16 protein-coding genes are annotated in these 18,475 nt (G+C 75.0%); 8 read left to right on the top strand and 8 right to left on the bottom strand.

All coding sequences use genetic code 11. The features are described from left to right. Nucleotides 1-19: 19 nt before the first annotated feature. Together ACZ462_RS24515 and ACZ462_RS24510 are read left to right on the top strand one after the other, a co-directional pair. Nucleotides 20-2,581 (top strand): ABC transporter permease, encoded by a 2,562-nt coding sequence (locus ACZ462_RS24515; protein ID WP_467804151.1) that lies wholly within the window; start codon nucleotides 20-22, stop codon nucleotides 2,579-2,581. A gap of 219 nt (nucleotides 2,582-2,800) precedes the next feature. Continuing rightward, nucleotides 2,801-3,898, top strand: coding sequence for a translocation protein TolB (locus ACZ462_RS24510; protein ID WP_467804150.1), 1,098 nt, complete (start codon nucleotides 2,801-2,803; stop codon nucleotides 3,896-3,898). A 171-nt stretch (nucleotides 3,899-4,069) separates the two neighbouring features. Here ACZ462_RS24510 and ACZ462_RS24505 read toward each other — a convergent pair whose 3' ends face one another. The 3 genes from ACZ462_RS24505 to ACZ462_RS24495 all read right to left on the bottom strand — a co-directional run bounded on the left by ACZ462_RS24505 (nucleotide 4,070) and on the right by ACZ462_RS24495 (nucleotide 5,695). Continuing rightward, nucleotides 4,070-4,498 carry a DUF6098 family protein gene (locus tag ACZ462_RS24505; RefSeq protein WP_467804182.1) on the bottom strand — a complete coding sequence of 143 codons (429 nt, stop codon included), beginning with the start codon at nucleotides 4,496-4,498 and terminating at the stop codon, nucleotides 4,070-4,072. Between the two features lie 174 nt (nucleotides 4,499-4,672). Continuing rightward, a complete protein-coding gene (locus ACZ462_RS24500) occupies nucleotides 4,673-5,125 on the bottom strand; it encodes a hypothetical protein (protein WP_467804149.1) in 453 nt (150 codons plus the stop codon). 75 nt (nucleotides 5,126-5,200) lie between these two features. After that, nucleotides 5,201-5,695, bottom strand: a complete 495-nt coding sequence (locus ACZ462_RS24495) for a MarR family winged helix-turn-helix transcriptional regulator (RefSeq protein ID WP_467804148.1) — start codon at nucleotides 5,693-5,695, stop codon at nucleotides 5,201-5,203. Between the two features lie 68 nt (nucleotides 5,696-5,763). Here ACZ462_RS24495 and ACZ462_RS24490 point away from each other — a divergent pair, with 68 nt between their 5' ends. Then, the gene (locus ACZ462_RS24490; RefSeq protein ID WP_467804146.1) at nucleotides 5,764-7,839 is read left to right on the top strand and encodes an MMPL family transporter; all 2,076 of its coding nucleotides are present in this window, start codon (nucleotides 5,764-5,766) and stop codon (nucleotides 7,837-7,839) included. Nucleotides 7,840-7,971: 132 nt separating this feature from the next. Next, nucleotides 7,972-8,286, top strand: coding sequence for a hypothetical protein (locus ACZ462_RS24485; RefSeq protein WP_467804145.1), 315 nt, complete (start codon nucleotides 7,972-7,974; stop codon nucleotides 8,284-8,286). 37 nt (nucleotides 8,287-8,323) lie between these two features. Here the strand turns inward: ACZ462_RS24485 and ACZ462_RS24480 are convergent, their stop codons facing one another. Both ACZ462_RS24480 and ACZ462_RS24475 read right to left on the bottom strand, forming a co-directional pair. After that, entirely contained in the window at nucleotides 8,324-8,548 is a 225-nt protein-coding gene (locus ACZ462_RS24480; protein ID WP_467804144.1) for a hypothetical protein, read from the bottom strand. Nucleotides 8,549-8,651: 103 nt separating this feature from the next. Further along, on the bottom strand, nucleotides 8,652-9,857 hold the full coding sequence (locus ACZ462_RS24475; RefSeq protein WP_467804143.1) for a spore photoproduct lyase family protein: 1,206 nt from the start codon (nucleotides 9,855-9,857) through the stop codon (nucleotides 8,652-8,654). 260 nt (nucleotides 9,858-10,117) lie between these two features. On the opposite strand from ACZ462_RS24475, the gene ACZ462_RS24470 reads away from it, so the two are divergent. Further along, on the top strand, nucleotides 10,118-11,509 hold the full coding sequence (locus ACZ462_RS24470; protein ID WP_467804142.1) for a helix-turn-helix transcriptional regulator: 1,392 nt from the start codon (nucleotides 10,118-10,120) through the stop codon (nucleotides 11,507-11,509). A 1,388-nt stretch (nucleotides 11,510-12,897) separates the two neighbouring features. Here ACZ462_RS24470 and ACZ462_RS24465 read toward each other — a convergent pair. The 3 genes from ACZ462_RS24465 to ACZ462_RS24455 form a co-directional block, all read right to left on the bottom strand. Continuing rightward, the gene (locus ACZ462_RS24465) at nucleotides 12,898-13,095 is read right to left on the bottom strand and encodes a DUF2795 domain-containing protein (protein ID WP_467804141.1); all 198 of its coding nucleotides are present in this window, start codon (nucleotides 13,093-13,095) and stop codon (nucleotides 12,898-12,900) included. A 119-nt stretch (nucleotides 13,096-13,214) separates the two neighbouring features. Continuing rightward, nucleotides 13,215-14,003: an ANTAR domain-containing protein gene (locus ACZ462_RS24460; protein WP_467804140.1), complete on the bottom strand. Its 789-nt coding sequence runs from the start codon at nucleotides 14,001-14,003 to the stop codon at nucleotides 13,215-13,217. 12 nt (nucleotides 14,004-14,015) lie between these two features. Further along, the gene (locus ACZ462_RS24455; protein WP_467804139.1) at nucleotides 14,016-14,459 is read right to left on the bottom strand and encodes a DUF4383 domain-containing protein; all 444 of its coding nucleotides are present in this window, start codon (nucleotides 14,457-14,459) and stop codon (nucleotides 14,016-14,018) included. Between the two features lie 586 nt (nucleotides 14,460-15,045). Between ACZ462_RS24455 and ACZ462_RS24450 the strand changes: the two genes are divergently transcribed. The 3 genes from ACZ462_RS24450 to gap all read left to right on the top strand — a co-directional run bounded on the left by ACZ462_RS24450 (nucleotide 15,046) and on the right by gap (nucleotide 18,354). Next, entirely contained in the window at nucleotides 15,046-16,224 is a 1,179-nt protein-coding gene (locus tag ACZ462_RS24450) for a PP2C family protein-serine/threonine phosphatase (protein ID WP_467804138.1), read from the top strand. Between the two features lie 43 nt (nucleotides 16,225-16,267). Then, on the top strand, nucleotides 16,268-17,224 hold the full coding sequence (locus ACZ462_RS24445) for a GlxA family transcriptional regulator (protein ID WP_467804137.1): 957 nt from the start codon (nucleotides 16,268-16,270) through the stop codon (nucleotides 17,222-17,224). 134 nt (nucleotides 17,225-17,358) lie between these two features. Beyond that, nucleotides 17,359-18,354 (top strand): type I glyceraldehyde-3-phosphate dehydrogenase, encoded by a 996-nt coding sequence (gene gap, locus ACZ462_RS24440; protein ID WP_467804136.1) that lies wholly within the window; start codon nucleotides 17,359-17,361, stop codon nucleotides 18,352-18,354. Nucleotides 18,355-18,475 lie beyond the last annotated feature (121 nt).

Raw genomic sequence — 18,475 nt, 5'->3', positions numbered from 1 at the left:
ACCTCACCGAAAGCCGCCCATGCTGAGAACTGCCCTGCGCAACGCCCTCGCGAACAAAGCCCGCTCGGCCATGACCGCCCTCGCGGTCTGCCTCGGCGTCGCCTTCGTCTGCGGCACCCTCGTGTTCGCCGACTCCACCGCGGCCGCCCACCGTGCCGCCGCCTCCAAGAGCTTCGCCGGCATCGCGGTCACCGTCACCGCGAAGCCGCCCCTGCCGGGCGCCGCGGACCCCGGCCCCGACGTCCTCGACGACGCCCTCGTCCGCACGCTCGCCGCCGTCCCCGGTGTCACCGCCGTCCGCCCCGCCGCCGACGGCTCGGCCGCCCTGAACGCGGCCGACGGCACCCCGCTGCGCACCGGCAAGGCCTGGGCCAACCTGGCCTCCGCCTACGTTCCCGGCCCCGACGGCAAGGACCGCCGCCACCCGCTGGCCGAGGGCCGGGCACCGGCGGGGGCCGGGGAGGTGGCCCTCGACCGCGGCACCGCCGCCGCCGGCCGCTACCGCCTCGGAGACACCGTCACCCTGGCCACAGACGGCCCGGCCCTTCACAAGCGGCTCGTCGGCATCGTCCGCACCACCGACTCCCGGGTGACCGCCGGCGGCACCCTCGCCGTGTTCGACAAGGCGACCGCCCAGGAGCTGTTCGCCGCCCCCGGCCACTACACCGGCATCGACCTGACCGCCGCACCCGGCACCGACCAGGCCGAACTCGCCCGCCGGGTGACCGCCGTCCTGCCCGCCGACCGCGCCGAGGCCACCACCGGCGCCGCCCAGGCCGCCCAGCAGTCCGGGTACGTCGACACCCTGACGCGGGGCCATGAAAAGCTCCCGATGCTCTTCGCCGGAGTATCCCTCTTCATCAGTTCCTTCCTCGTCGTCAACACCTTCACCATGCTCGTCGGCCGGCGCACCCGGGAGATCGCGCTGCTCCGCGCCATCGGCGCCACCCGCCGGCAGGTCGTCCGCTCCGTCCTGCTGGAAGCCGCCCTCGTCGGCCTCGCCGCATCCGCCGCCGGATTCCTCCTCGGCCTCGGCATCGCCGCGGCCCTGCCCGCCGCCCTCGGCACCGACCAGGACGCACTGCCCCGCGGCCCCCTGGTGATCGGGCCGCTGCCCGTCGCCGCCGCACTCGCCGTCGGCGTCGGCGTCACCGTGCCCGCCGCCTGGCTGCCCTCGCGGCGGGCGGCCCGCATCGCCCCGGTGGAGGCCCTGCGCGCGGCCGGGCAGCCACCCCGCACCACCGGCACCCGGGCCCGCGTCCGCGCCGCCGCAGCAGCCGCCCTCCTCACCCTCAGCGCCTTCCTGCTGCTCCCCCTCACTCGCGCCGAGGACGCCTCCGAGGAGAACCTCCGCGACGCGATGGCCGGCTGCGCCCTCCTCGTCGCGGGCGCCGTCGCCCTCACCCCGCTGCTCGCCGCCCCCGCCATCCGGGGCGCCGGCGGCCTGACCCGCAGCCTCGGGATCACCGGCCGCCTCGCACAGGAGAACGCCCTGCGCGACCCCCGGCGCACCGCCGCCACCGCCGCCACCGTGCTGATCAGCACCGCCCTGGTCAGCGGACTCGCCGTCATCGGCCACTCAGGCGCCCGGGCCCTCGACCGCCAGGCCGCGGAAGGCCTCACCGCCGAGTACGTGATCAGCACGCCCACCCCCACCACCGGCGTCGACGACGCCACCCTGCGCCGCGTGGCCGGGACCCCGGGCGTCCGCGCCGCACACGGCGTCGCCGACTCCACCCTCTTTCTCGGCGGCGGCATCCGGAACATCACCGGCACCGAGCCCCGCGCCGTCGACGAAGCCATGCGGCTCGACTTCACCAGCGGCTCCGCCGCCGGCCTCGGACCCGGCCGGATCGCCGTCTCCGCCACCACCGCCCGCGACCACCGCCTCGACACCGGCAGCCGCGTCACCGCCCGCATCGGCCGGGGCGGCCCCGAGACCTCCTACACCGTCGTCGGCGTGTACCGGGACAACCCCACCGCCGGCGACGCCCTCGGCGCCCGTGCCGAAGTCCAGCGGCACCAGTTCCTCCCCGGCACCCTCCAGCGCATCCTCGTCCGCACGGACACCGTCGCCCCCGGCATCCGGAAGGGGCTGCGCACCGCCGTCGGCAACAGCCCCCTGCTGAAGGTGCAGGACCGGGCGGAACTCGTCCGCGAAGCCGCGGGCGTCATGGGCGACCTGCTCACCCTGATGTACGGGCTCCTCGCCCTCGGAGCCGCCATCTCCGGCCTCGGCATCGCCAACACCCTGGCCGTGTCCGTCGGCGAACGCACCCGCGAGATCGGCGTCCTGCGCGCCCTCGGCATGGACCGCGCCGGCATCCGCCGGACGATCCGCCTGGAAGCCGTCACCGTCGCCGCGTACGGCACCCTGCCCGGCCTGGCCTGCGGCCTGTTCGGCGCGTGGGCGGTCGGCTCCCTCGCCAACGGCGCCGTGCAGCAGTACGCCTTCCGGCTGCCCTGGGGGACGCTGCTCCTCGTGTGCCTGGCCCCCCTCGCGATCGCCGCGGCCGCGGCGGCCGCCCCGGCCCGCCGGGCGGCCGCCCTCCGCCCGCTGGAGGCCGCGGCCGAGCAGTAGCGCCGCCGCCACCGGCTCAGACCGAACGGGACGAGGCCGCGGCACCGGACGCACCTGACAGAGCACCACCGGCTCCTCCGGGGCGCCCCGCCTCCTGTGATGAGGATGGCTGCGACCGAAGCGGCGGGGCGCAGGGCCTCGACCACTCCTCGAGTCCTCCTGGACAGCACGTGCCTACAGTCCTGCCGCTCACGACCGACGCAAGGTGAAGGTTCCCTGATGAAGAGAAGAGTCTTCCTCCGCGCCGCCGCGGTCGGCGCCGCGGCCGCCGGGGCCGGCGCCGGGCTCACGGCCGGCACGGCGCACGCCGCGGACGTCGTACCCGGCCCCGGCCCCTACGGCGAACTCCTCCCGCCGGACGCCAACGGCCTGCGCCTGCCGCCCGGTTTCACCAGCCGGGTCGTCGCCCGCGCCGGCCAGACGGTCCCGGGCACCGCGTACACCTGGCACACCGCCCCCGGCCCCGGCGGCGTCGTGCCCGACGGCACCGGCTGGATCTACGTGTCCCACTCCGAGAACGGCGGCGCGAGCGCCGTCCGCTTCTCCTCCGGCGGCACGGTGACCGGCGCCCACCGCGTCGACACCGGCAGCACCGCCCCCACACTCGGCACCGCGATGCCCGGAGGCGGCTGGCTCGTCGGCGAGCGCATCACCGGCGGGTACGCGTACGAGGCGGACCCGCGCGGAGTGAAGGCCCCCGTACGCCGCCCCGAGCACGGCCGGTTCAAGCGCGGCGGCCTGACCTACGACGGCGCGGGCAAGCTGCTCATGACCGAGGACGAGCCCGACGGCGGCGTGTACCAGATGTCCAACACCGCTCTGTACACGTGGACCTCGCCCAACGGCGGCACCCAGCTCGCGACCGCACAGGTGCCCGACCCCTCGGCGGCGACCACTCCGCTCCGCCGGCAGGTGCCCGGCCAGGTCCGGTTCGACCGGCCCGGAACCCCGGCCGCCGCGAACACCGTCTCGTACTTCCTCCCCACCCGCGGCGACAGCCGCATCCACCGCGTCGACACGTATTTCGCGGCGATGCGGACCCACTACGACGCCGCCGCGTCCGGCGGGCCGCTGACGCAGCCGCGCGAGGCCGCCTTCCCGCTCGGGAAATCGGCGGCGGAGGAGCTGTTCGTCACCGAGGGCGCCGGAGGCAACGCCGAAGTCTGCGCCCTCACCAACCAGGACACCATCGCCCCGTTCCTGCGCCTCGACGGCGCGACGGGCCTGGCGGGGCTGGACTTCGCCCCGAACGGCAAGCGCATGTACGTCGCCTCCTCCGCCGCCGTCTACGAGGTGTCGGGCCCGTTCAACGGCTGACGGGCGCGGGCGCGGCATCCGGCCGCGTCCCGCCTGCGGGTCGGCCGCGGACCGGCGGGGGCGGCACGCCGACCGGCAGTCGGCACCCCGCCCGCCGCCGGCAACCGCGGAGGCCGCGGACGGACGCGCCGTACGGCACACAGGGCGGCCGGGGCATCAGCCGAGGCCCGCTCACCGGCGGCGGTCGAGGGAGCCCCAGGTGTCGCTGTGCCGGGCGACCTCGCCCAGGGCCTCCTCGATCACCTCGGCGCCGATCCAGCCGAGCGGCTCCACGTCGGCGACCAGGGGCTCGTTGTCCGGCCCCCGGCCGCACTCCCGGCCGTGCAGCAGCCAGGGACGCACCCGGCGGTTCCTGACGCGCGGGAGGTGCGAGTAGTCGTAGAGGCGGCGGGCCGCCCACGTCGACAGGGGGCGGTCGCCCCACCAGGGCTCCACGTCGAGGGGGTTGGCGGACAGGCCGGGGAGTCGGATGCCGGTGAGGTCGTCGCGGCTGGCCGGCTCGGGCAGGTCCGCCGCGGGCCCCATCGACCAGCGCACGTACAGGCCGGAGCGGCCGGCCAGGATGCCGGCCAGCTCGTCCAGGGAACCGATCGTCGGCATGTTCCGGGGGTCGTTCGCTGCCACGCCCGGCGCCTACCCGGCCTCGCCCGCAGTAGTCGCGCGGGGGCGTCGGGCGGTCTGGGCAGGCCCGCGGCGGACAGCCGCCCCCCTCCCGCGACTACGGGGGTCCGCGGAGCGGCACAGGGTGACGGAGCCCGCGGCCGCCGCGGGGCCTCAGCCCGCCGAAGGCCCCGCGGTGTGGTCGGGGTGGCCGGGGGTGCGGCGGGTCCGCTTGAGCTGGGCCTCGTACAGGTGGTCGCGGCCCCCGGCGAGTTCGTCGACGGCCCGCTGCGCGAGCGCCGCGAACGGCCGGTAGTAGGTGTGGTTGTAGGCCTCGACGATCTGGAAGGTCCAGTGGCCGGGGATGACGTTGCGGCCGAGGATGTCCCGCTCGACGGCCGCGGCCTCGGCGTGGTGCCCGGCCTCCCGGAAGAGGCGTACCGCCTCGTCGAGTTCGAAGTCCGCGGTGCCGGTCAGCTGGTGGAAGGCGTACAGGTGGCCGCGCGCCCGCTCGGTGGTCTCCAGCGCCTTCGACAGGGCGCCGAGGGCGAGCACGGTGGCGTGCGCCACGCCGTGCGGGCGGAGGGGGTCCGTGCGGGGCGGCTGGTCGTGCTCGGGTGCGCTCACCCTTCCTGCATAGCGGTTGCGGCCACCGCGGCCGAGCGGGCGCGCGGGACAGCCATCCGGACGGCGGGAGGGCCGTCAGCGGCCCACGAGGGCGAGCTGGCGGTTCATCTCCTGCAGGAAGCGCACCACCACGTGCAGCTCGTCGGGGTCGAAGGGCGCGCAGGCCGCCTCCGTGCCGCGCGCCAGAGGGCCGAAGAACTCGCGCGCCGCCTCCAGGCCCGACCGGGCGTAGTGGACGTGCACCACGCGGCGGTCGTCGGCCGCCCGGACCCGCCGGACGTGGCCGGCCCTCTCCAGCCTGTCCAGGCAGGCGGTGACGGCCCCCGAGGTGAGGTTCATGCGGGTGCGAAGCCGCCCGGGGGTCATCGGCCCGCCCTCCTCGTCGTGCTCGGCGTCGAGGACGGCGATCAGCGCCTGGACGTCCGTCAGGTGCAGCCCGTGTGCCTGGGCGAACTCCTGGACGATCCGGTTGAACTCCGCGTTCATGCGGCGCAGCAGCACGGCGAAGGACTGCAACCCGATCGGGTCGTCCGGCGGAAGAGAGGGCAGGGGGGCGTCGGCGCTGGGCATCCCCCCAGCATATGATCTCTCAATCGTTGACATACTTTTTGATTGAGAGATCGAGAGGCGGTTCGTCCATGAGGAGTACTCCGCGCCGGGCCCTGTGGCTGGTGCCCCTGGCCCTTCTGGTGGTCTGGCTGGGCGTCGGCGGCGCGCTCGGCCCGTACGCGGGCAGGCTGGGCGAGGTCGCCACCAACGACCAGGCGGCCTTCCTGCCCCGCAGCGCCGAGTCCACCGCGGTCCTCGACGCCCGGCAGCCGTTCGAACGCTCGGAATCGGTGCCCGCGATCGTCGTCTGGGAGGCCCCGGCCGGCACCCGGATCAGCGCGGACCAGCAGGCCGCCGCCACCCGCGCCGTCGCCGGACTCGCCGGCCGGCCCGGCATCGCGGGCGAACCCTCGCCCGCCCTGCCCTCCGAGGACGGCGGGGCACTCCAGGCCGTCGTCCCCCTCCAGCCCGACCTCGGCGACGAACTCCCGGCCGTCCTCGACTCCGTCCGCTCGGCGGCCGCGACCGTACCGGGGGCCGCCCCGCAGATCGCCGGACCCGCCGCCACGCAGGCCGACCTCTCCGACGCCTTCGCCGGGATCGACGGGCTGCTGCTCGGCGTCGCACTCGGCGCCGTCCTGCTGATCCTGCTGCTGGTGTACCGGAGCGTGCTCCTGCCGCTGGTGATCATCGTCGCGGCCGTGTTCGCGCTCTCCCTCGCCTGCGCGATCGTCTACGCCCTCGCCGACCGGGGCACCGTGAGGGTCGACGGCCAGGTCCAGGGAATCCTCTCCATCCTGGTCATCGGGGCGGCCACCGACTACGCCCTCCTCCTCGCGGCCCGCTTCCGGGAGGAGCTCGCCGCCCGCGGCGACCGCATGCGTGCGGCGACCGCCGCCGTCCGACGCTCGGCGGGCGCCATCACCGCCAGCGCGGCCACCGTGGCGCTCGGCCTGCTCGCCCTGCTCGCGAGCGACCTCACCAACAACCGGGCGCTCGGCCCCGTCGGCGCGATCGGCATCCTCTGCGCCGTCCTGACCACCCTGACCTTCCTGCCCGCCGTCCTCGCCCTGCTGGGCCGCACCGCCTACTGGCCGGCCGCGCCCAAGGCCGCCCCGGAGGACGGGCGCGGGGTGTGGCGCCGCATCGCCCGGCTGATCGACCGGGCGCCGAGGCGCGTCTGGGCGTCGACGACGGTGCTGCTGCTCGCCATGGCCGCGTTCGCCCCGGCGCTGTCCTCCAAGGGCGTGCCCCTCGACGAGATCTTCGTCGGAGACGCGCCCTCGGTGAGCGCCCAGAAGGCCCTCGGCCGGCACTTCCCCGGCGGATCCGGCCAGCCCGCGGTGATCATCGCCGACGCGGGCCGGGTGGAGCAGGTGCAGGCGGCTGCCCGCGCGACCGACGGCGTCGCCTCGGTACAGGCCGCCACGGCCGGCGGGCGGCCCGGCGGGGGAGAGCCGCTGGTCGTCGACGGCCGCGTCCGCCTCGACGCCACCCTGGAGGCGGCCGCCGACAGCGACGCCGCCAAAGCCACCGTCGAACGGCTGCGCGCGCAGGTCCACGCCGTGCCCGGCGCCGACGCCGTCGTCGGCGGCTACACCGCCCAGCAGTACGACACCCAGCAGACCGCGGCCCGCGACCGCAACGTCATCGTCCCCATCGTGCTCGGCATCATCCTGCTGATCCTGGTGGTGCTCCTGCGGTCCCTGGTGGTGCCGGTGCTGCTGGTGGCCACGGTCGCCCTCAACTTCCTGGCCACCCTCGGCGTCTCCGCGCTCGTCTTCGGCCTGCTCGGCTTCAGCGGCACCGACGCCTCCGTCCCGCTGTACGGGTTCGTCTTCCTGGTCGCGCTCGGGGTCGACTACAACATCTTCCTGATGTCGCGCGTCCGCGAGGAGACCCTCACGCACGGGGTGCGGCAGGGCGTGCTCCGCGGGCTGACCACGACCGGCGGGGTCATCACCTCCGCCGGGGTGGTCCTGGCGGCCACTTTCGCCGCGCTGATGGTCATCCCGCTGGCCTTCCTCGTCCAGATCGCCTTCATCGTCGCCTTCGGCGTCCTCCTCGACACCCTGGTCGTCCGGTCCCTGCTCGTCCCGGCCCTCGTCGTGGACCTCGGGCCCCGCAGCTGGTGGCCCGGCCGCCTCGCACGCGCCGAGCAGTAGGAGCGGCCGGGCGCGGGGCGGTGCCCTCCGCGCCCGGCCCGGTCGCACCGGGGAAACCGCGGGGCGACGATGGAAAGGCGGCCGGCACCCCCGGCAAGCCCCCCCGGCAAGGCGTCTCGGCAAGGAGGATCCATGAACCGGAGCACCCGCCCCCGCGTCCTCGTACCGCTCGCGGCGGCCGCACTCGGCGCCCTGATCGGCGCAGGGCCGGCAGCCGCGGCCCCGGCCGCCACGTGCTCGGTCTCCGGCGTCCTCGAGAACGGCCGCGTCCACCTCTCCGGCGGCGGCTTCACCCCCGGGCCGGCGTATGTCTTCGGCTCGGCCGGGTTCGGCGGGACGGTGGAGATCGCCCAGAACGGCGGCTTCCAGGTGATGAACGTGCCGAACGCCGAGTACACCGTCCGGCAGGGCGGCGAAGTGACCCAGTGCAGCGGCTTCAAGGGCTGACCCGGCGGCGGCACCGGCCGGCGGCCCTGCACCCCCGTCAGGCCCAGGTGTCCGGGCCGCCCCCCGTCCAGACGATCGTCGGGCTGTCCTGTGCGACCAGCGACTCCGGATCGTTCAGGCCCGCCCGGCGGGCGAACTCCACGACGTCGTCGAGGCCGTAGGCCGTTCCCAGCGGGGCGTCCGTGCCGTGGGTGTGCGCCGTGACCGGCCGGCCGCCCTTGGCGGTCACGGGGTGGACGGTGATGTGCGGAGTGTCCGGCATGCCCCCAGGCTCACCGCACGCGGCCGCCTCCGCATCCCGGCAGACCCGTCCCGCCTCCGTTCGGCACGTCCGCGGGGGCCGCCGGAGGACGGGAACCCGGCGCTCAGAATGCGTAGCGCACCCGCAGCCAGGGCGCGCGCGCCGCGATCAGCCCGCGCAGCGACTCCACAGCCGACGCCTTCTCCGCGTTGCGGTAGCGGACGTTCCAGGCACCGTTCTCGGACTTCTTCGGCTGCTGGAGGTCAGGCCGCCACAGCAGCTCCTCGGCCCGCGGATGCCAGCCCAGGTTGACCTCGTGCAGCTCGCGGTTGTGCGTCAGCATGATCACCTCGGCTGCCGCCTGCTCCTTCACCCGGTGCGGCAGTACGTCGTCCATGGCGCCCAGCAGCTCGCCCCAGGCCTCCTCCCAGCCCGGCCGGATCACCACCGGCGACAGGTTGAAGTGCACCTCGTAGCCGGCGTCGAGGAAGTCGGCCGCCGCGGCGAGGCGGTCGGCGACCGGGCTCGTCCGCACGTCGAGGAGGCGGGAGTCGTCCGGGGGCATCAGCGAGAAGCGGATCCGGGTGCGGCCCTGCGGGTCGAGCCGCAGCAGGTCGGGGTTGACGAACTTGGTGGCGAAGGACGCCTTCGCGGTCGGCCACCGGCGGAAGGCGCGCACCAGGTCCGCGGTGTTGTCGCTGATCAGGTCGTCGACCGAGCAGTCGCCGTTCTCCCCCACGTCGTACACCCACGCCCGGTCGTCGCACTGGTTCGGCTCCGGTTTCGGCCCGGCCGCCGCGACGTGCCGGCCGATGGCGTCCAGTACCCGTTCGACGTTGGTGAAGACGGTGATCGGGTTGGCGAACCCCTTGCGGCGCGGGACGTAGCAGTAGGCGCAGGCCATCGCGCAGCCGTTGGACAGGCCCGGCGCGATCCAGTCGGCCGACCGGCCGTTGGGCCGGATCGTGAAGGACCTCCGCTCGCCGAGGACGAGGGTCTGCCGCTTCACCTGCACCCACCGCTCGGCGTTGCCCTCGTTGCCGTGCAGGTGCGGGATGCGCCAGTGCGACTCCGCCTCGACGAGGCGGGCCCCGGGGAACCGCGCGATGACCTGCCGCCCCCGCCGGGAGGCGGCCGCCGCCGCCTCGGCGTGGATCTCGGTCACCCGCAGCATCCTGCGCGCCTGCGGCCCGTCCCGGAACATCTGCCCCGCCCCGGCCTCGTCCTCCCCGCCGCCGGCCCCGGCCGCCGCCACGAGCTCGCCGAGACCGAACAGCGCGTCCGCCTCGCCGCCCTGCTCCCCTTGCCCGGATTGCCGTTGCCTGCCCACTTCACCCCAGTGTACGGAGCGCGCGACGGCTCCCCTGGGGCCGTCGCCCGCCGCCCGCCGGGCCGCCGCCCACCCGTGCCCGCCCGGGCGCGGAGGCATCCGTTTCGCGAAGTCCCCGGTCCGCGGAGCGAACCCGGGGACGGGTCGCGCTTCGCCCACCGGACGGCGGGGCGTAGCGTCGGCACCGGGGGAGCGAGCCGCGCACGGCGCGGCACCGACACTGGCAGTGGGGGTGAGCGGACGGGGCTGGCGTGGGATTGGTGTTCCGGAGTTCCGATCCGGCCGAGACGGAGGCCTACCTCTCCCGGCAGTACGCCGAGGTGACCGTCCACGCCTCGGCGGACACCCGCACGGAGGTGGTGCGGCACGCCGCCGACCGCTTCTCCGTCGAGGACGTGCGGATCGGCTGGGAGATGTCGTTCACCGCCGACCCGCTGAAAGCCGTCTGCGCCGTCGTCCTCCACACCGGCACCATCGCGCTCCGCGAAAGCGGACTGCCCGACGAGGTCTTCGGACCCGGCGAGGTGTTCCTGCACACCGCCGGGCACCAGCCGTACACAGGAGCGATCTCCGGCGCCCGCTACACCGCGGCCCTCCTCCACCCGGACCTTGTCGCCGATACCCTCCAGGCCGGCGACAAGACCGCCCGGCGGCCCGTCCGGTTCACCGACCGGCGCCCCACGACCGCCGGCGCCGGCCGCCAGCTCGCCGCGACCGTCGCCTTCCTCCGCGACAGCATCCTCGCCCCGCCGCCGCGCCCGCGGTCCCCGATCATCGAGGCGACCTGCGGCCGACTGCTCGCCGCCGCCGTCCTGGCCGCCTTCCCGTACACCACGCCCGGGGCGCGCCCCGCGGCCGCGCCCGGCGACGCCACCCTCCAGCGGGCGATCGCGTTCATCGAGGCCAACGCCCACCTCGACATCACGCTGGCCGACATCGCTGCCTCGATCCCCGTCAGCCCGCGCGCCGTGCAGTACGCCTTCGCCCGCCACGCCGGCACCACCCCCCTGGCCTACCTGCGGGGCGTCCGCCTGGCCCGGGTCCACGAGGAGCTGGCCTCGGCGATGCCGGGGCAGAGCACGGTCACCGAGACCGCGGCCCGGTGGGGCTTCGCCCACCCCGGCCGCTTCGCAGCCGCCTACCGCGACGCGTACGGCACGTCCCCCAGCCGCACCCTCGCGGCCCGCCCGGGCCGCACCGCCCCGCCCGGCCCGACCACCACGGTCCCCGCACCGGCGACGGCGGCGCCGGGCGGCGGCCTGCGGGCGGAGGCGGGGGCGGAGGGGGGCCGGCGGGGGGCGGGGAGGCCCCCGGTCACGCACGTCGTACGCGAGCGGTGCCTCGTCGTCACCCTGTGGAGCCCGCCCGACCCGGACCGGAGCACGGGCCTCGTCCAGCACGTCCAGACACTGCTGGACGAGCACCGCCCGACCTGCGTCGTCGTCGAACTGCCCCCGGCGGCCGCCACGGCGTCGGCCGTGTCCGCGGTCCTCGCCCTGCACCGCCACTGCACCGCGCGCCGGGTCCCCCTGGCGGTGGCGACGGGTCAGTCCGAAACCCACCGCCTGATCAAGGCGGTACAACCGGCGGTACCGGTCCTCCCGGAGACGACGGAAGCCCAGGAGGCGGCCAGGGCGCTGGGGCGGGGGTGAGGGGGCGGGGAGTGGTGGGGCTGCGGCGGAACGGAGCCGGCGGGATGGGGGTGGGCGGGAACCGGTGAGTCGGGGGTCGGAGGCGGTGGGGGTGGTGCAAGGGCGGGAGCCGGTGACTTGGGGTCGGATGTGTGCTGGGGGTGTCCCGGCAGCCCATTGTCCTTCCGGGTCGGGCCGTCCTGTAAAGGGCGCGCCCGTTGGGCGCGTCGCTGCGCGATGGCCCTTGCGGGCCACCCTTGACAAGCCGTCCCGCCCCGGAACGCCAACAAGCTGCCGGGAAGCCCCCAGGGAAACGGCCTGGGGGGAGCTTGGCCTATGGGGCGTGTCAGAGTCCTTGCTCTCCCGCCCCGGCTGCCCCTTTCGTCTCACCGGCATCAGCAGTTCCCGCTCGGCGCCGGAGCCCGGGCCGTATGCCACCCCAAGACCCGGCATCGAGGCGTTCAGGGCGGTCAGGTGGCCGTGCCTGCACGAAACGACGCCCAGAGCATCATCCGGAGACAGGACCGCCCCAGACCGCTACACACCCCCCTCTGTTCGGCGCCCGTCCGCCGTCCTGGGCTGCGAAGCGCCCCGGATCGCTACGGGGGCGCCGTTTGTAGGCGTCTGCGGCTGATCACCGTCGGACGCGAGGAAGTGGGAGCGGGGATGGGGGCGCTTCGCGCCCCGACGGCCTTCAGCCGCCGAGACATGAGGAGCAATCGAGCGGGCTGGGCCGCTTCGCGACCCATGACGAGCGTCAGCCGCCGAAACGACAGGGGTGCGCAGTGGGCTGGGGCGCTTCGCGGCCCAGGACGGCGGCCAGCCGCCGACCCGGCCGAAGCGTGTAGCGATCTGGGGCGCTTCGCAGCCCGGGCGGCGGACGGGCGCTGAACAGGCGGGGGCGTGTAGCGGATCTGGGGCGGTCCTGTCTGCGGATGATGCTCTGGGCGTCGTTTCGTGACGTCACAGCCTGCCTGGCCTCCGTCGACGCGGCTGCTGATGCCGGTGGGGTGGAAGAGGCAGCTGGGGCGGGAGAGCAACGGCTCTGGTCACCCCTCATGGCTGAGGTTCCTCCCGGCCGTTCCTTCCTCTGGGGGCTTCCCGGCAGCTCTTTGTCTTTCCGGTGTTGGGTCGGTCTGTCAAGGGTGACCGTAAGGCCATCGCGCAGCGACGCGACCGGAGGGAGCGCCCTCTACAGGGCGGCCCGCGCCGGAACGACAATGGGCTGACGGGACGCCCCCAGTACGACTCCGACGCCTCGTCATCGGCTCCCGCCCTTCCCCGCTCCCGCCGACGCCCCGCCCCCCCGCGACCGCCCCACCGCCCCATGCCCGAAAATGCTCCGTGCTGTCTCCCGACGGCCCGGGTGCTGCCCGCTGTGGTGCACCGGGCAGCACCCGGACACACGGTCATGAACCGCTGCCGAAGACTGACTTCTGGACGTCGTCGGGGCCGTCGTACTGCTTCGAGCCGGAGCTGCGGAGCTTCTCGACGACCTTGCCGTCGGCCCCGTTGCTCTCGGCCAGGGAGGCCAGGTCTTCGCTGCTGGCGGGGTATTCGGCGCCCTTCAGGGCCTTCTGTACGTCGATGGGGCTGATATCGGCCATGGCGGCCTCCTCTTCGCCTGATCCGGGCTTGCCGCCCTTGGGATCCGTCGCCTGGCCGCTGCCCGGAATCGGGACGCCGATTCACACGGCCCGGGACTTTCCACCGGGCCGCGATCCCCTCAGTCCTTGTCGAAGCGGAGGGCGCCCCGGACGACGTCGTGTGCCACCTCGGCGGCGGTGCGGTCCTCGCGGAAGGCGCGGGCCCGCAGCAAGGCCAGGGCCTCGTCCACGTCGATGCCCCGGACCGCCGTGATCAGGTCTGCGGCCTGGTGGATCTCGTTCTGCCCGAGGGGCGACAGACCGGCGTGGAGCCAGGCCGTGACGTCCCCGCCGCCGTCGCGGTGGCGCAGGGCGTCGAGTACCCGGGCGGAGGCGTCGGCCGCGATGACGGCCGTCGCCAGCTCCGGCGGGGCGGGGATCCCGGGGGCGTCGCGGTACAGGTCCAGGGTGCCGACGACATCCCTGCTGCTGCCGAGGGGGACGGAGTACACCGCGCGGGCCCCCGTCTGCCGGGCCGGGGGAGTGAACAGCGGCCACCGTCGGGCCTCCCTGGCGGACGACAGGTCGGGGGCCAGCACGGGCGCGAACACCTCGGCGGCGGTGATCCCGGGACCGTCGCCCAGGGTGAACTGCACATCGGCGAGCCGCCGGGCCACCGGATCGCTCGCGCACCAGGTGCTGCCCGGCACGCCGCCGGCGGCGAGGAGGCTGATCGCCAGCCCCCGCGCCGACAGCATGGACGCCAGCTCCGCACATAGTCGGCCGGGCACCTCCTCGGGAGCGATCCGCTCCAGGGCCGCCATGATGCGGCGGAACACCGCGGCGCGCCGAGCGCCGGCGGCGCCCGCCGCACCCTCACCGCCGCCGGGGACCGGTCGGCCGCGCCCCTGATCCTCTGCGGGCGGCATACGCGTTCCCGGTCATGCGCGCGGCACGCGGCGGCGGGAGAGCAGCATGCCGAGGAGCACCATGACGACGCCCAGCAGCAAGTGCAGCCAGTTGTCGGCGTCGTTGAGCGGGACGAAGTTGGCGGCGCTGTCGTGGTCGATGACCAGGCCGTAGAGCCACAGCACCAGGTAGATGACGCCGCCGCCCACGAGATAGGCGCGTGCGGATCCGGCGGCGCGGGCCATGGCGAGGCCGGCGGCGCCGAACAGCAGGTGGACGATGTTGTGCAGGACCGACACCTGGAAGACGCCCAGCAGTTTCGCCTCCGAGTGGTGCTCGGCGAACCGCAGGGTGTCGTAGTCGGTGGTGATCCCCGGGATGAACCCGAGGATGCCGATCAGCAGGAAGACGGCACCCACCACGAGCGCGGCGAGCTGTACGGCGGTCCTGGGTTGGGCTCGGGTGTGAAGGGCCATGACGGTGCTCCTTACCGCTGCCGACGGAGACGATGCCGGGGAGGCCAATGGTGGGGGCCGGAAGAGGCCGGGATGCTGCGACGGCGCGCGGACGCCTCGCCTCCCGGCCGCCGTACCGGCCGCCTCCCGCAGGGCGGCTGCCCCGCCGCGGCGGGTGGAAACGGGCCGCTGCCCGGCTCACCCGCACCCAGCAGCCGTCGCCGTGTGCTCCCGGCCCGTCGTACTGCACTGCTGGTCCTGCCGCCCCCGGCCGCGCTCGCCGTCCTGGTCGTGGGCCTGTACGCGGTCCCGCTGCCCGGTCTCGCGGCGTCCCGGGCGACCTGTGCGACGGCGCGGTGCCGCTGCCACCGTCGACAGCCTGCCCCGGTGCGGCTCGGGCGGGTCGCCATCCGGCCCCGGTGGCGCGGCTTCCGCGGGCCGGTTGACCCCGCCCCTCCGTCGGCGCCTGCGGCCGCGGCTGCCGACGGTCCGATGGCGGCCCACCCGGGTGGTGGCACATCCTGGTGGTGCCCCGCCCGGGCCGAGCGGTGTTCCCGGCGGCCCGCAGCGGCGGCGCCAGGGGGCCACCGGAACGAGGGGAGCGGCCGTGACCGGGAGCGACGCCGTTTTCGCCGAGCTGCTGGAGCGCTCGCACCGCGTGGCCGCCCGGGAGGTCCCCGATCTCGTCGAGGCGGCCGGCAGTCGCCTCGGGCTCACCGGCACACGCCTGTACGTGGCGGACCTCCAGCAGGTCCGGCTCGTCTCGATGCCGCAGACGGGCGCCGGTGCGGACGGCCACGCCGAAGCCCTGGACATCGACTACTCCCTCGGCGGCCTCGCCTACCGGACCCGGCAGGTCCAGACGTCCCGCGACGGGGGCACCGCCTGGGTTCCGATGATCGACGGCATCGAGCGGGTCGGCGTCATGCAGGCGACCGCGCCCGCGTTCACCCCGGACCTGCTGGGAGTGAGCCGGGCCCTGGCGTCGTTGGCGACGCTCGTGCTGATGTCGAAGTCGCCGTACAACGACCTGGTGGTGAAGCGGGGACGGCAGCGCCCCATGACCGTCCAGGCGGAGCTGGTGTGGGCGTTCCTGCCGCCGCGGACCATCGGCACCGCCGAGGCGACGTCGTCCGCGGTGCTGGAGCCGGCGTACGACATCGGGGGCGACGCCTTCGACCACAGCTTCACCCGGGGCGGCCTGCACCTGACCCTGCTCGACGCGATGGGCCACGACCTCGCCTCCGGAGGCGCCAGCGCCACGGGCCTCGCCGCCTGCCGTGCCACGCGGCGCGCCGGGGGGAGCCTGACCGACATCGCCCGCACCATCGACCGCACCCTCGAGCAGTGGATCCCCGGCCGCCTGATGACCGCCGTCATCGCCCACCTCGACACGGCGGGCGGGCAGCTCACCTGGGTGAACTGCGGGCACCCGCCGCCGCTGCTGATCCGCGACGGGCGCGTGCTGCCCCGGGTTCTGGAGCGGACCCCGCAGCTGCCGCTCGGGCTGGGCTTCCACCGGGAGTCACCGCCGGTCCTGCACCGCGAACGCCTCCAGCCCGGCGACCGCGTCCTGATCCACAGCGACGGGGTCACCGAGGCCCGCGGGCCCGACGGCAGCATCTTCGGCGAGCAGCGCCTGGCCGACACCGTCATCCGCGCCACCGCCGCCGGGGACACCGCCCCCGAGGCGCTGCGCCGGCTGATCCAGTTCCTGCTCCGGCACCAGGAGCACAAGCTGCGCGACGACGCCACGATCCTCCTCGCCGAGTGGCACCCGGGCTGACCGGGCCGCCGCGCCCGCCCCGTCGGCGCGTACCCTCGGACGGGTGTCGTCCTCCCGTCTGAACCGCGTCGCCGTCCTCGTCCTCGAAGGAGCGAAACCGCTCGACGTCGGCATCCCCGCCCAGGTCTTCACCACCCGCGCGAGCATGCCGTACGAGGTGCGGGTGTGCGGTGCGGCCCCCGGCCTCGTCGCGGGCGGCGACGGCCTGTCCTATCACGTGAACCACGGGCTCGACGCGCTGGCCTGGGCCGATATCGTCTTCGTCCCCGGCTACCGCTTCCCCGACCGGGAGGACCCGCCGCGGGACGTCATCGCGGCGCTGACCGCCGCCCACGAGCGGGGCGCCCGGCTCGCCGCCATCTCGACGGGCGCGTTCGCGCTGGCCGCGACGGGCCTCCTCGACGGAAAGCGCGCCACCACGCACTGGCACTACGCGCGGGCGCTCGCCGCCAGGCATCCGCGGATACGGCTCGACGAGAACGTCCTGTTCGTCGACGAGGGCAGCGTGCTCACCTCCGCGGGCGCCGCGTCGGGCATCGACCTGTGCCTGCACATCCTGCGCGGCGACCTCGGGGTGGCCGCGTCCAACCACGCGGCCCGCCGCCTGGTCGCGGCCCCGTACCGCAGCGGGGGCCAGGCGCAGTACCTGCCCCGCAGCGTGCCCGAACCCCTCGGGGAGCGGTTCGCCGCCACCCGCGAGTGGGCGCTGCGCCGGCTGGCCGAGCCGCTGACCCTGGAGGCGCTCGCCGAGCACGCGGCGGTCTCCTCCCGGACGTTCTCGCGGCGCTTCGCCGACGACACCGGGTACACGCCCATGCAGTGGATCATGCGGGCCCGTATAGACAGGGCCCGGGAGCTGCTCGAACGCTCGGAGCGCAGCGTCGAGCAGGTCGCCGCCGACGTCGGCCTCGGCACCGGGGCGAATCTCCGGCTGCACTTCCAGCGGATCCTCGGCACCACCCCCACCGAGTACCGGCGCACCTTCACCCGAGGCGAGTAGCCGGCGCCCGCCGACCCCGCTCGAAAAAGGGCGGCGACGGGTGGCGAGATCCTTTTGAACCGTGGCGATCACGCCACTGTCCCGTTTCGGGCGCGGCAGGCGAACCTGTTGCCGAACAGAAGGGGACATCGCTCATGACTCGCATCGCCATCAACGGGTTCGGCCGCATCGGACGCAACGTGCTGCGCGCGCTGCTCGAACGCAACACCGACCTCGAGGTCGTCGCCGTGAACGACCTCTCCGAGCCGGCCACCCTCGCGCGGCTGCTCGCGTTCGACTCCACGGCCGGCCGCCTGGGCCGCCCGGTCACCGTCGACGGCGACGTCCTGGTCGTCGACGGCCGCCGCATCAAGGTCCTGGCCGAGCGCGAGCCGGAGCAGCTCCCCTGGGCGGATCTCGGCGTCGACATCGTGCTGGAGGCGACCGGCCGCTTCACGTCCGCCTCCGCGGCCTCCGCCCACATCAAGGCCGGCGCGAAGAAGGTCCTGGTCAGCGCCCCGTCGGACGGTGCGGACGTCACCCTCGCCTACGGTGTGAACACCTCCGCCTACGACCCGGCCGTGCACACGATCGTCTCGAACGCCTCCTGCACCACGAACGCGCTCGCGCCGCTCGCCGCCGTCCTCGACGACCTCGCGGGCATCGAGCACGGCTTCATGACGACGGTGCACGCCTACACGCAGGAGCAGAACCTGCAGGACGGCCCGCACCGCGACCCGCGCCGCGCCCGCGCCGCCGGCGTCAACATCGTGCCCACCACGACGGGTGCCGCCAAGGCGATCGGCCTCGTCCTGCCGAACCTCGACGGCAAGCTGTCCGGCGACTCGATCCGCGTACCGGTCCCGGTCGGCTCCATCGTGGAGCTGAACACGACCGTGTCGCGCGACGTGACCCGCGAGGACGTCCTGGCGGCGTACCGCGCCGCCGCCGACGGCCCCCTCGCCGGCGTGCTGGAGTACTCCGAGGACCCGCTGGTCTCCGCCGACATCGTCGGCAACCCCGCCTCCTCGGTCTTCGACTCGGCGCTCACCCGCGTCGACGGCCGCCACGTCAAGGTGGTCGCCTGGTACGACAACGAGTGGGGCTTCTCGAACCGCGTGATCGACACCCTCACGCTCCTCGCCGGCTGACCCCTCCCGCGCGCAGGCACGCTCCGGCCGCCCGGTTCCCCCGGGCGGCCGGAGCCGTTTCGCGTGCGGCCGTACGCGCGGGCCGTCGGCGCCGTGGAGCCGGATGCCGGGGAAGGTGATC

Source organism: Streptomyces sp. NPDC031121, assembly GCF_055570615.1.
The sequence above is the reverse complement of the archived record's forward strand: the minus strand, read 5'-3'. Positions and strand labels throughout refer to the sequence as shown.